Source organism: Armatimonadota bacterium (assembly GCA_018268395.1).
In the GTDB taxonomy this organism is placed as follows: domain Bacteria; phylum Armatimonadota; class Fimbriimonadia; order Fimbriimonadales; family Fimbriimonadaceae; genus JAEURO01.
This window is the reverse complement of the sequence record JAFDWQ010000004.1, coordinates 17666-29372: the sequence shown is the minus strand read 5'-3', so window position 1 is coordinate 29372 and position 11707 is coordinate 17666. Positions and strand designations below refer to the sequence as shown.

Below are 11707 nucleotides of genomic sequence, written 5' to 3'. Positions count from 1 at the left end.
AACCTTGAACAGAAGGCACTGAAAAGGACATTGGCATGAGTGTTAGCGGAATCTCGTTCACCGGGATCGGGTCGGGCATCGACTCGGCCACGATCATCAGCCAGTTGATGCAGATCGAGTCCATCCCGATCCAGCGGATGCAGTCCCAACAGGCTTCGTTCACGGGCAAACTGGACCTGTACGGACAGTTGGGCTCGAAGATCGCCGCGATCAGTGCCGCCGCCTCGGCGATGAACAACGCCGCGTCGATGAGCCCGCTGACCGCCTCGGTCAGCGATTCGTCGGTGGCCTCCGTCAGCATTGGAAGCGGGGCCGCGCAAGGGGCTTACCATTTGGTCGTCAACCAACTAGCGAAGGCGCACAAGGTCATTTCCGGGCCACAGTCCGCGTCCGATACGGCGCTCAACCTGTCCGGCGACATCGTCGTGAACGGCAAGGTCGTCACGATCGCCACCGACGACACTTTGAGTACGATCGCCGGCAAGATCAACGGGCTAGGCTCGGGCGTCACGGCGTCCGTCATCGGAGGTTCCGGATCGTCCTATCTCTCGCTGACCTCGGACAAGACCGGGACGGTGAATACGATCCAGGCGGCGGACGTCTCCGGCACCGTCTTGTCCTCGCTCGGACTGACGGGCACGAACAAGGCCTATCGCGAAGCCGTGACCGGTGGGTTCCGGACGTATCGCTTTTCGTCCGACACCTCGACCGTAGCTTCTTTGACCGGATCGAGCAGGGCCGGTAGCTTTTCGATCAACGGTCAGTCCGTATCGGTCGACTTCGCGTCCGACAGCCTTTCGACGATCGCGTCCAAGATCAACGCGGCCAATGCCAACGTCACCGCGACCGTGGTCTCGACGACGGTCGACGGTAAGACCGTCAAACAGCTCGAAGTGAAAGGCACCTTGTCCGCGATGCCGACCGACCCGGACGGTATCTTGGCGGCGCTGGGCGTCTTCCAGTCCACCTATTCCAGCCCGGTGACCGCGGCCCAGGACGCCGCTTATGAGATCGACGGGATCGCCAAAACAAGTTCGTCGAACACGGTTTCCGACGTCGTTGCCGGCCTTACGTTCACGCTGCTTAAGGACGGGGACGCCGAGACCGACATCGTCGTCGGGCGCGACCCGTCAAAAGTCAAGAGCTTGATGAAGTCGTACCAAGAGGCGTTCAACGGCCTCGTCGACTTCGTCAAGACGTACAGTTCGTTCGACTCCGACACGTACTCGTCAGGACCGCTCTTCGGCGATCTGATCGCCACCCGGTCCGTCTCGGCCGTTCAGGATTCTGTTTTCAAGGTCATCGGGTCCGGCGACGTGCAGAGCTTGGCCGACCTCGGCTTCGGTCTGGACACGGACGGCAAGCTCACGTTCGACGAGAGCCGTTTCGACACCGTCCTCTCGTCCGACCCCGAAGGGGTCACGAAGCTGATGGTCTCGTCGGGATCCACGGACACGGCCCAATTGGCGTTCGTTTCGAGCAGCTATCGGACGAAAGATCCGGGCGCGGCGGGCTTCAAAGTGGAGGTCACGCGCTTGGCGACGCTCTCGACGACCACGGCGTCCGTCGCGGGGACACAGGCCAACCGTGGCGGCGAAAAACTCACGTTCGCCGGCAAAGCGTTTTCGGCCCAGGTCGAGATCGATGTGGCGACCGGCGCCAGTCTCGCCGACGTCGCTTCGCAGATCAATTCGAACGCGTCCCTGAGCAACGTCATGAAGGCTACGGTCGACGGGAACGGAAAGCTCGTGCTGACCGCCTTGCGCTACGGCTCGGCGACAGACTTCACCGTGGCCAGCAATCTGGACGCGGCCGCGGACACGACAGGGATCGGGACAGAGGGCGGCGTCCGTCAAGAGGGATTCGACATCGAGGGCAAGATCAACGATGAAGCGGCCGTCGGCACGGGCCAGTACTTGATCGGAAAGGAGACGAACGCGACCTCGGCCGACCTGCAGGTCAAGTACACGGGCACGACGCTCGGCATCATCGGGACCGTCGATTATTCCCGCGGACTCTCCTCTTACATGATGGAGGCCGTCGGCACGGTCAACGACCCGGCCAACGGCATGCTGACGGCGACGACGAAGACCATCCAGTCGCAGATCGACGACCTCGACGACCGCATCGCCAGCTATCAAGCGACGCTGGACGTAAGGGAGCAGCGGTTGAAGCAGAAATTCCTGGCCATGGAGACCGCGATCGCGACGCTCCAACGCCAACAGGCCCAGCTCGCCGCGATGAACTCCTGACACACCGTCAGCTTTGGGCTTTCGCGATCGTCTCGTCGACCCAGCTCAATCCCGCCATCATGTTCGGGAAACCGATCGTGGTCGTCGCCTGAAGGACGGCGTGCCGGATCTCTTCGGCCGTGGCACCGGCTTCTAGCGCCTTCCGGACGTGGCTGTGGACGGCCCCTTCCATCCGGGCGCCAAGGGCGACGCCGATCTTCACCAGTTCGGCCGTCTTCTTGTCCAAGGGGCCCGCCGTAGCGACGGCGTCGCCTAGATCTTTGTAGGCGGAACCGACGGCAGGAAAGTCCTGGAAAAACTGCAAATATCGTTGCGGCAGTCGGGACATGGCGTTGGATAATAGGATATCGCTCTCTGGAACCGACAGACGGGCCGGAGACAGGCATGAAGATCGAAGCCGCGCTGATGACGGGCGGCCGCAGCAGCCGGATGGGTGCGGACAAGGCCGGGATGGACGTCAGGGGAGAACCTGCAGCCCACCGGACGGCCCGACTTTTGAACCCGTATGTGACCCGGGTCACCGTTTTGGGTTCGCACGACGTCCCGGGCTGCCTCAAACTCCAGGACGCGGAGCCTTTCCAAGGCCCGTTAGCCGCGCTCGCCTCGTTCCATCCCCGTGAAGACGCGGTGTTCGTGTGCTCTTGCGACATGCCCCGCTTCGATGCGACGATCCTCCCGCTACTGGCGGACAGGATCGAGCACCACGATTCGATCATGGCCGTCGTACCGTTCATCGAGGGGAACATGCAGCCGCTGTGCGCCCTCTATCGGACGAACGCGTTCGCCATGATCGCTACGGTCCGGGCCGAAGGCCAACGTCGGGTGCTGTCCTGGATCGACACGCTCTGGGCGGAAGTGTTGACCGAGGACGACCTCCGGATGGCCGATCTGGACCCTCGGGACTTCCTGAGCGCCGACACGACCGATGCGTGGGCCAGAGCCGTTACCGACCTTGCTTGACCGCCCGGCCCATCCAGAACCCGATCGCGCCGGATCTGACGGCAGCCGCGACGTTTTCAAGCCGGACCTCCGTTTCGTCACCCATGACAAGGGTGACCGATGGTCTTGACGGCCCTGACGACGTCTGGCGTGCTCGGGCCCGCTCCAGGAACGCAGCGGCATCGGGCGTCTCGTCTAGGACGTCCGTGACCTCGAATCCTGCCCGCTCTAGATCGTGGAGAAAGTCCGGTAGCCGACCCGTCTCGTTCTGGTCCGGCGACGTGGCCCAAGGCACAGGGAAGTCGATAGGCCCCGGGCTTGAACGGAACACTTCGTAGAACGATAGCGTCGCTCCGGCCCTCAGGACCCGTGCCGCTTCCATGGCCATCGCCGACCTGTCCGGTACGTTCATCGTGACGTGTTCCGACCACAAGCCGTCGAAGCAAGACGTCGCGAACGGTAAGCGGTGCGCGTCCCCCCTGACGAACGAGGTCGACGGTCCAAGTCCGGTCCATGAGGAGACCAACCGGGCGGCCCGGCAGAAGTCGGACGTCAGGTCAAGGCCGACGACCCGGCAACCGGCGGTCTCGGCGAGGTGCCGGGCCGGGCCACCGAGACCGCACCCTACGTCAAGGACGGTGCTTCCGGGTGCAAAACCGGATAAAGCGATCAGTTTCGCCGTCGCCCTTCGACCCCCGACGTGGTATTCGTCGAAGGCGGCGGTGTCTTCGGTCGAGAGCGTCCCCATTGTCTTGCCCGTGCCCTTAAGCGCCTGCAACACCCCTTCGTACAGCCCGGGACGCGCGTAGTGGCCTTCGACGCTAGGGGGCATGCCTCATGTTAGCCTCACGTCCCGACGCGCCGACGGTCGAGCGGCGACATTTGATATCCTGCAACCATGGGCGCATCCGTTGGCCCGTGGGAGCCGCTCGTCGACCGCTTCGGCCGTCGACACACGTACCTGCGCGTCTCCCTTACCGACCGCTGTAACTTCCGGTGCCGGTACTGCATGCCTGCGGAAGGTGTGGTCTGGAAACCAAGGGACGAGATTTTGACCCTGGAAGAGATCGTCCGCCTCGTCGGCGTCTTCGCAAGGATCGGTGTCGACAAGGTGCGATTGACGGGTGGAGAACCCACCGTCCGCAAGGGTCTGGAGGGACTGATCGCCTCACTGAGCGCCGTTCCCGGAATCAAGACCCTTCTCATGACGACGAACGGGACGAGCCTGGCCCAAAAGGCCTCGGCTTACCGCTCGGCTGGGCTGGACGGACTGAACGTCAGCATGGATTCCCTGCAGCCCGACAAGTTCTCAGAGATCACCCTCGGAGGTGATCTCGACCGCGTCCTCCAGGGTGTACGGGCCGCCCGTTCCTCCGGGTTCGAACCGCTCAAGGTCAACGTCGTCGCCATGAAGGGCGTGAACGATGACGAACTCGCCGATTTTGTCGCGTGGGGGATCGAAAGCGACGTCCACGTCCGGTTCATCGAATTCATGCCGTTCCTAGGTAACGAGTGGAAGAAAGGAGGGGTCTTGACGTACAAGGAAATGCTCGAAAGGATCCAGGGCCGGTTCGTCCTGAAGCCGCTCACCGTCGGGCCGTCGGCCGTTGCCAAGGAGTTCACGGTGGAAGGGACCCATGCGACGGTCGGGTTCGTCACCTCGGTCACCGACGATTTTTGCGGAGGATGCAACCGGATCAGGTTGACGGCCGAAGGACAGGTCAAGACATGCCTGTTCTTAAAGGCCGGTCCGAGTCTTCGAGACATGATGCGGGCAGGGGCCTCGGACGACGACCTCGCCTTGACCGTCCACGCGGCCTTGGCGACGAAGTGGGCCGGACACCCGCCGATGGAGCGGCTGGTCGGACTCGACGACAAGGCGATGGTGCAGATCGGCGGATGAGGGACGTCTCCGCAAAAATCCATACGCTCCGCACGGCCACGGCGAGGGCCGTCCTCAAGGCGTCTCCATCGAGCATCCGGGCGATCCTGGACGGCACCGTCCCCAAAGGTGACCCTCGACCTGTCGCCCGCATCGCGGCGATGCAAGCGGTCAAGGACACGCCGCGCCTGGTCCCGTACTGCCATACGGTCCCGATCGATTGGGTCGGTGTCGAATTCGCCATGACCGATACCGAGATCACCGCCGACGTCTCGGTGACGACGGTCTACAAGACCGGGGTCGAGATCGAAGCCATGGCGGGCGCCATGGTCGCCGCACTGAACCTGTACGACGTCCTGAAGATGATCGACGACGAGATGGAGGTCGTGTCGGTCGTCCTTCTCGACAAGAAGGGCGGCAAGTCGGGCTTTCAGCCCGAACCAGGGTGGAAGGCGGGCGTACTTGTGGTTTCGGACCGTGTCTCCGGCGGAAGCATGGAAGACCGCTCAGGGGCCACCTTGCGCGACAAGCTGACGGAAGCCGGAGGCGACGTCGTCGAGTTCGGAGTCGTCCCCGACGAGCCCGGACTCGTCCGTTCGACCGTCGAAAGGTGGTGCCAGACCGGCCTTGACGTCGTTTTCACGTCCGGCGGCACCGGCGTCGGTCCGCGGGACACGACGCCCGAAGCTGTCGACGGGCTGTTCGACCGGCGGCTTCCCGGCGTCGAGGAGGCTCTACGGTCGTACAGTCAGGCGCGGATGCCGTTCGCCATGCTGTCCCGGTCGTGTGCAGGGGTCGTCGGGCGGACGGTCGTCGTCTGCGTTCCCGGCTCCGTGAACGCGGCCCGAGACGCGGTCGACGCTCTGTTCCCGTACTTGCTGCACGCCGCCGGCATTCTGGCCGGCGAGGGCCACTGATGCTGTCCTATCTCGAGGCGCTGGACCGGATCATGGCGACCCGGCCCGAGCTTCCACCAGAGACCGTCTTCCTCGACCGCTTGATCGGAAGGACGCTCGCATCGGATGTTAAGTCTAAGTTTGATCTGCCATTCTTTACGAATTCGGCCGTTGACGGATATGCCATTGCGGCGACCGACCTGGATTCCAAAGCCCGGCTCAGGGTCGTCGGGACGATCGCAGCAGGCGACGTTCCTGCCTCATCGTTGACACCCGGTACGGCCTTACGGACCATGACGGGCGCACCGGTACCAGAGGGGGCAGCCGCCGTCGTCATGCAAGAAGACGTGATCGCGGACGAGGGCGACATTGTCCTTCAGACCGCGTTGCATCCTGGCAAGAACATCCGGGCCAAAGGCAAAGAGTTCAGAGCGGGAGACTTGGTCCTGGAACGAGGAACGGTGGTCACGCCGCCCGTCGTGTCGTCGCTCGCGGGTATGGGATACCAGGAAGCCGACGTCCTGGGATTACCGTCGGTAGCCGTCCTGGCGACCGGAGACGAACTCCTCAGTCCTGGTGGCGAAGCTCGTGACGGTCAAGTCTACGAGTCGAACACGTTCGCGCTCCAAGCGTCGTTGCGGTGCGCCGGGGTCTCGACGACCCTCGAACTCGTCGGAGACGACCGGTCGGCCGTCGTCCGTGCCCTTTCACGGCTGTACGAGCACCATGACATCGTCCTCACTTGCGGCGGCCTGTCGGTCGGACTCTTCGATCATGTCCGGGACGCTCTGACCGAATTAGGCTTCCAGTGGGAAGTCGAGCGCGTCGCGATCAAACCGGGCAAGCCCTTCAGCTACGCCGTCGGAGAGGGAGGGAAGCGGGCCTACTGCCTGCCCGGAAACCCGATGTCGGCCCTGGTGACGTTCGCGCTCTTCGTCTGGCCCGCCTTGATCCGTCCGCTCGCCCGTACGACGGCCGTCATGGCGAACGACGCTGTCAACCATGGAGACAGGACCGAATTCGTTCCGAGTGTGGTCTTGTCCGACGCTTCGGGGAGGCTGACCGTCGACCCGTCACCGACCCTGGGTTCGCACGCACTTGCGGGGCTCGTCGGATGTGGAGCCCTTCTTGAAGTGCCGCCCAAGAGCTGCCTCGGGAAGGGCGATCGGGCGTCGGCCCTCCTCTTACCGTGGAGACCGGGATGGTGAACGTCGTCGTCCGATACTTCGCCGTCCTACGCGAGCAGCGCGGCCTTGATTCCGAAAACGTGGCGACGGATTCGGCCACGCTCCGGGCGCTCTACAGCGACCTTGCCGACCGACACGGGTTCCGACTACCCGTCGGCGTCGTCCGATATGCGGTGAACGGAACATTCGTGGACCCGGACCGTCCCCTGACCGACGGAGACGAGGTCGTGTTCGTTCCGCCTGTGGCGGGAGGCTGATTTGTTCCATATCGTCACGGATCCGATCGATCAAGGAGCGGACGTCCACCCCGGCGCGGGAGGCTATGTCACGTTCATCGGGACAGTCCGCAACGAGCACGAGGGCCGCGAAGTCCTCCGTCTCGGATATGAAGCCCATCAGGGACTCGCCGAAGCGGAAGGGGCCAAAGTCCTTGGAGAGGCCATCGAACGTTTCGGACTGACGGACGCCAAGGCGGTCCATCGCGTCGGGCTCTTGGAGATCGGTGAGACGGCTGTCCGCATCGACGTCGCCGCACCCCATCGCGCCGAGGCGTTCGCCGCGTGCGAATGGATCATTTCCGAAATCAAACGGCGCGTACCGGTTTGGAAGAAAGAGCATTACGCTGACGGTGACTCCGGTTGGATCGGGACCGATCCCGTTGGACCAGCCCGGGACACGCCGGTCCGTCGCGCCCTTCTCATCGGTCCATGGACGTGCCCCGAGGTCGTTCTGGACTTGGTCGAATGCGGCGTCGGCTCGTTGCGCCTGGGCCGTCATGACCCAGACGTCCTCGTCCGGGGCGGCGCTCTCGATCAAGCCGCCGCAATGTTGAGGAAAGCCTTTCCGGGCCTTCGGACGGAGACGATCGACGGTCCGATCGACGCCATGACGGCGTCGGTCGCCATCGAAGGTTGCGACGTCGTCGTGGACGCGTCCGGCGACTTTGGGACGTCGTTGGTGCTCCAAAGAGTGGCCAGGAAGACGGGCGTGCCCGTCGTCCTTGGTCGCACGGTCGCGGGGGAGAGTCAGACGATGACGGTTTCGCCGGACGGCCCTTGTCTCGAATGCCTGTGGCCGTTCCAACACGAAAGCGGCTCGGACCCGGTCGGGCCGGCAGACTTGGAAAACCAGGTCTGGTCGGTCCGGGAGGCTGTCCGCAGTCTCGCTGGCACGCCACTTTGGGCCGGATCGTGCCGGGTCGTGGACAGGACGACCGGTGAATCGTTAACCGTGCGCCGACGCGTGAATCCTCGTTGTCCAGCGTGCGGCGCAGGTCCAGAGCCAAGCTTGACGTCCGAACCGTCCTGGGAAGTGGACTCCTTGGAGGCGGCCCGCCTGGCCCTAGGGCCCCTCCGGTTGATCGACGTGAGAGAACCCGAAGAGTCTCCAAGGCCGCTATCAGGATGGGAACACTCGTGGAGTTTCGTCCCCCTCAGCATCTTCGACCCTTCTTCGGTCGAAGGGCCCGAGCCGGTCGTCCTCGTGTGCCGTTCCGGCAGAAGGACCGGACACCTGACGGACCACTTGCGCGCCTTCGGCCGTACGGACGTCTACTCCTTAGGGGGAGGCGTCGTCCGTTACGGCCCCAAGGACGGCGACTAGTACTTGGCGACCGGATCGCTCGCCTCGAACGTCGATTCGAGGTCAGCGTCCAGCTTCCGGTCTTCCTTTTTCCATTCTTGATGTTTCTTGGACGCGTCGATCAGACGCGCCAGGGCCATCATCGCGAGTCCACCGAACACGGCGGTCAGGACCGAAGAGCCAGCGCACTTGATCGCGCTGGACCGCCAGGTCCTCAGGTGGCGGTTGTCCGTTCGAGCCCTTTTGTCGAAGGCGTCCTTGCCTGTGTCGAAGGCGTCGGCGAGGACGAGGGCCCTGTTGGCGATTGGTCCGATCAACGTTTTAGCGTTCATGGTTGCACCCGGTCTTCCAGGCGCCTCTGGACGCCGTGCAGGACGCAAGGAGCCGCCCGATTTCGGTAAGGAATGTGAAAAATCCATGGGCGTGCCCGTGCGTGAGGGCGCTCTTACTTCATTCTTACGATCAGCGGGGTAACAGTGGAGGGATTGAACGACCTTTTGTACAGGATCTGGTCGGGCCCGAAATGGCTCCATTACGCGCTTGCGGTCTTCGCGACTTTGCTCGCCGGATTGGTCAGGGTGCAGCTCAGTCCTGTCCTCGGTGGAAACGCCCGCTTCATCTTTTTCACCGTCCCGATCGCGCTGGCCGCCTTCGTCGGGGGACTCGTCCCGGGCTTGCTCGCGTCAGCGATCGCACTTTGGATCGGCTTTCTCTGGATCGGCCCATCGCGGTCCGTCGACCCCTTCGACACTTGGTTGCAGGTCGTGTCGATCTGCGTGACGTGGCTCTTTCTCTGCGTGGTCTGCGACCTTATGCGGATCGCGGCGGTCCGGTATCGCAAGGCCGAACGGGAACGCGATACGACGCGACAGCAGTTAGACGCCATCCTCGACGGGGTGTCCGACGGGTTCTTCGCCGTCGACAATCAGTGGCACATCGTCCACACGAACCGTGCGTTCCGCGAGATCGTCGGACGGGACAATGCGGAAGTCGGCGCTCCGATCTGGGAACTGACGTCCGGAGCACGCAGCCCCTTCTACCGCTCGATGTTCGAGACGGCCAAGAGGAACGGCGACAGTCTAGCGATCGACGTTCCAGAACCGGGAGGCAGCCGTTGGTTCCATTTGCGAGCGTTTCCTAACGCGGACGGCATGTTCGTCTATGTGCAGGACGTCACGACGCGCAAACAGCTCGAACTCGACCGCGAGAGGATCCTGGCCAACGAAAGGCGGGCCCGAAGCGAAGCAGAAGCCGCCAGCCGGATCAAAGACGAGTTCGTCGCGACGTTGTCCCACGAACTCCGCTCACCCTTGACGACGATCCTAGGATGGTCGGAACTCCTCCGCAAGCGGCAGGGGCTCGATTCGACGACGGTCGAGGGCCTCGGTGCGATCGAACGCAGCACCCGGCTCCAAGCCCAGCTGATCGACGACCTCCTCGATATGAGCCGCATTCAATCAGGAAAACTGCGTCTCGACCTCCAGATCGTCGACCTCGGAGAGATCGTCGCCGAAGCCGTCCGGTCGGCCAAGCTCGCCGCCGACAACAAGAGCATTTCGATCGAATTGCGGACCGAAGCGGGCGAAGTGTTCAGCCGTGGAGACCCGTCGCGTCTGACCCAGATCGTCATGAACCTCGTTTCGAATTCCGTCAAGTTCACTCCGCGTAACGGTCATATCGAGGTCCAATTGGACGTGGAAGGCTCGATGGCCGTCGTGCGGGTCACGGACGACGGGGAAGGCATCGATCCCAAGATGCTCCATGTGATCTTTGACCGTTTCCGCCAGGCCGATTCCTCGACGACGCGGAAGCACGGCGGGCTCGGCCTTGGCCTCTCGATCGTCAAGCAACTGACCGAACTTCACGGTGGGACCGTCGAGGCCATGAGCGACGGTGCCGGAAAGGGGACGACCATGACGGTCCGGCTGCCCGTGGCGGCGTACTACCGGCATGCGGACACGGGAATGGGCCGGAGCGACCGGGCGAGGCCCGACCTGTCAGGGGCCGAGATTCTGGTCGTCGACGACGACGAATCGACAAGGGGCCTCTTGGGCATCGTGCTGATGGAGTGCGGCGCAACGGTCCGCTCGGCCGCGTCGGCGCAAGAAGCGATCGAGCTACTCGGACAAGGGGCGCCCGACGTGCTCCTGAGCGACATCGGGATGCCCGATATGGACGGCCTACAGATGATCGCCCGCATCCGGGCCATGGACTCGGAACCTCAGAAGACCGTGCCCGCCATCGCGTTGACCGCCTTTGCACGGGAGAAGGACCGGGCGATGTCGAAGGAGGCCGGCTATGACACCCACCTGTCCAAGCCGGTCGACGCGGACGAACTGATCGACGCCATCGCCGAGTTGCTGGCGTCTCGAAAGTGGCGGGCGGACTGAGAGATCAGGCCTTGACGTCGATCGCGGAGAAGTTCCGCTCGAGCTCTCGGACGAGAGCGATGACACCGGCCCTGATATCGGCCGCGTCTTGCCCGGAGGACGCCTTGCAGCGGTCGATCCACTGATAGGCGCGCATAACGTCGGTTTGAAAGTCGCGCTTCCCGTCGTCCCACCAACCGGAGACCGAGGCGTTCTGACGGGCCAGCGCGGTGAAGCGGTCGTTCAGTCGTCCGAGCGTCTGTTCGGCCGCCCGAAGATCCGGGTTGGCGGCGGTCGAAGAGATGTTCGCGACAGAAGACACATTGCACATGACAGCACTTTTGACGGAGCGAAGGGGGTCAGGTGTTCACTCGGCCCCGCAAAAGGAGGGAGACGACGGCTAGGACCAGGAACGCGATGAAGAGGATCTGCGCGATTCCGGCCGAGGCGCCAGCGATGCCGCCGAAGCCAAAGAAGGCGGCGACGAGCGCGATGATGAAGAACACGGCGGTCCAGTAGAGCATGGTTTCTTGTCCTGTTCTGCCGACTTCGGTCGGCGGGTCGGGCCGCGGTCGTCCCGCGGAGAGCGTCGAGTGGCCAT

12 protein-coding genes and 1 pseudogene are annotated in these 11707 nt (G+C 63.6%); 8 read left to right on the top strand and 5 right to left on the bottom strand.

The window, feature by feature from the left end; genetic code table 11:
• Positions 1-35: 35 nt before the first annotated feature.
• Positions 36-2252, top strand: coding sequence for a flagellar filament capping protein FliD (fliD, locus tag JST30_09280; protein ID MBS1714513.1), 2217 nt, complete (start codon positions 36-38; stop codon positions 2250-2252).
• Positions 2253-2259: 7 nt separating this feature from the next.
• Here fliD and JST30_09275 read toward each other — a convergent pair whose 3' ends face one another.
• A complete protein-coding gene (locus JST30_09275) occupies positions 2260-2580 on the bottom strand; it encodes a carboxymuconolactone decarboxylase family protein (protein ID MBS1714512.1) in 321 nt (106 codons plus the stop codon).
• Between the two features lie 56 nt (positions 2581-2636).
• Between JST30_09275 and JST30_09270 the strand changes: the two genes are divergently transcribed.
• Positions 2637-3212: a molybdenum cofactor guanylyltransferase gene (locus JST30_09270; protein MBS1714511.1), complete on the top strand. Its 576-nt coding sequence runs from the start codon at positions 2637-2639 to the stop codon at positions 3210-3212.
• Here the strand turns inward: JST30_09270 and JST30_09265 are convergent.
• On the bottom strand, positions 3196-4023 hold the full coding sequence (locus JST30_09265; protein MBS1714510.1) for a class I SAM-dependent methyltransferase: 828 nt from the start codon (positions 4021-4023) through the stop codon (positions 3196-3198). The two genes, JST30_09270 and JST30_09265, sit on opposite strands and share 17 nt — an antisense overlap.
• Positions 4024-4089: 66 nt before the next feature.
• On the opposite strand from JST30_09265, the gene moaA reads away from it, so the two are divergent.
• From moaA to JST30_09240, 5 genes and pseudogenes are all read left to right on the top strand, one after another.
• Positions 4090-5094 (top strand): GTP 3',8-cyclase MoaA, encoded by a 1005-nt coding sequence (moaA, locus tag JST30_09260; GenBank protein ID MBS1714509.1) that lies wholly within the window; start codon positions 4090-4092, stop codon positions 5092-5094.
• Positions 5091-5990 carry a bifunctional molybdenum cofactor biosynthesis protein MoaC/MoaB gene (locus tag JST30_09255; GenBank protein ID MBS1714508.1) on the top strand — a complete coding sequence of 300 codons (900 nt, stop codon included), beginning with the start codon at positions 5091-5093 and terminating at the stop codon, positions 5988-5990. Before moaA ends, JST30_09255 begins: the two co-directional genes overlap by 4 nt.
• Positions 5990-7177 (top strand): molybdopterin molybdotransferase MoeA, encoded by a 1188-nt coding sequence (locus JST30_09250; GenBank protein MBS1714507.1) that lies wholly within the window; start codon positions 5990-5992, stop codon positions 7175-7177. Before JST30_09255 ends, JST30_09250 begins: the two co-directional genes overlap by 1 nt.
• Positions 7171-7413: a MoaD/ThiS family protein gene (locus tag JST30_09245; GenBank protein ID MBS1714506.1), complete on the top strand. Its 243-nt coding sequence runs from the start codon at positions 7171-7173 to the stop codon at positions 7411-7413. The genes JST30_09250 and JST30_09245 overlap by 7 nt, the downstream gene beginning before the upstream one ends.
• Positions 7397-7801, top strand: a pseudogene (locus JST30_09240) (molybdenum cofactor biosynthesis protein MoaE). Before JST30_09245 ends, JST30_09240 begins: the two are co-directional and overlap by 17 nt.
• Positions 7802-8754: 953 nt before the next feature.
• Here the strand turns inward: JST30_09240 and JST30_09235 are convergent.
• Entirely contained in the window at positions 8755-9069 is a 315-nt protein-coding gene (locus JST30_09235) for a hypothetical protein (GenBank protein ID MBS1714505.1), read from the bottom strand.
• Positions 9070-9222: 153 nt separating this feature from the next.
• On the opposite strand from JST30_09235, the gene JST30_09230 reads away from it, so the two are divergent.
• Entirely contained in the window at positions 9223-11127 is a 1905-nt protein-coding gene (locus tag JST30_09230; protein MBS1714504.1) for a response regulator, read from the top strand.
• A gap of 4 nt (positions 11128-11131) precedes the next feature.
• On the opposite strand, the gene JST30_09225 is transcribed toward JST30_09230, so the two are convergent.
• Both JST30_09225 and JST30_09220 read right to left on the bottom strand, forming a co-directional pair.
• Complete coding sequence (locus JST30_09225; GenBank protein ID MBS1714503.1) at positions 11132-11437, bottom strand: hypothetical protein; 306 nt, start codon at positions 11435-11437, stop codon at positions 11132-11134.
• A 28-nt stretch (positions 11438-11465) separates the two neighbouring features.
• Complete coding sequence (locus JST30_09220) at positions 11466-11630, bottom strand: DUF1328 domain-containing protein (protein ID MBS1714502.1); 165 nt, start codon at positions 11628-11630, stop codon at positions 11466-11468.
• Between the last annotated feature and the right edge of the window lie 77 nt (positions 11631-11707).

What these genes read in the sequence shown, in the direction of transcription:
- JST30_09270 (MBS1714511.1), top strand. Translation starts at nt 2,637, where the DNA reads ATGAAGATCGAAGCCGCGCTGATGACGGGCGGCCGCAGCAGCCGGATG.
- JST30_09255 (MBS1714508.1), top strand. Translation starts at nt 5,091, where the DNA reads ATGAGGGACGTCTCCGCAAAAATCCATACGCTCCGCACGGCCACGGCG.
- JST30_09225 (MBS1714503.1), bottom strand. Translation starts at nt 11,437, where the DNA reads ATGTGCAATGTGTCTTCTGTCGCGAACATCTCTTCGACCGCCGCCAAC.
- JST30_09250 (MBS1714507.1), top strand. Translation starts at nt 5,990, where the DNA reads ATGCTGTCCTATCTCGAGGCGCTGGACCGGATCATGGCGACCCGGCCC.
- JST30_09265 (MBS1714510.1), bottom strand. Translation starts at nt 4,023, where the DNA reads ATGCCCCCTAGCGTCGAAGGCCACTACGCGCGTCCCGGGCTGTACGAA.
- JST30_09245 (MBS1714506.1), top strand. Translation starts at nt 7,171, where the DNA reads ATGGTGAACGTCGTCGTCCGATACTTCGCCGTCCTACGCGAGCAGCGC.
- fliD (MBS1714513.1), top strand. Translation starts at nt 36, where the DNA reads ATGAGTGTTAGCGGAATCTCGTTCACCGGGATCGGGTCGGGCATCGAC.
- moaA (MBS1714509.1), top strand. Translation starts at nt 4,090, where the DNA reads ATGGGCGCATCCGTTGGCCCGTGGGAGCCGCTCGTCGACCGCTTCGGC.
- JST30_09235 (MBS1714505.1), bottom strand. Translation starts at nt 9,069, where the DNA reads ATGAACGCTAAAACGTTGATCGGACCAATCGCCAACAGGGCCCTCGTC.
- JST30_09220 (MBS1714502.1), bottom strand. Translation starts at nt 11,630, where the DNA reads ATGCTCTACTGGACCGCCGTGTTCTTCATCATCGCGCTCGTCGCCGCC.
- JST30_09275 (MBS1714512.1), bottom strand. Translation starts at nt 2,580, where the DNA reads ATGTCCCGACTGCCGCAACGATATTTGCAGTTTTTCCAGGACTTTCCT.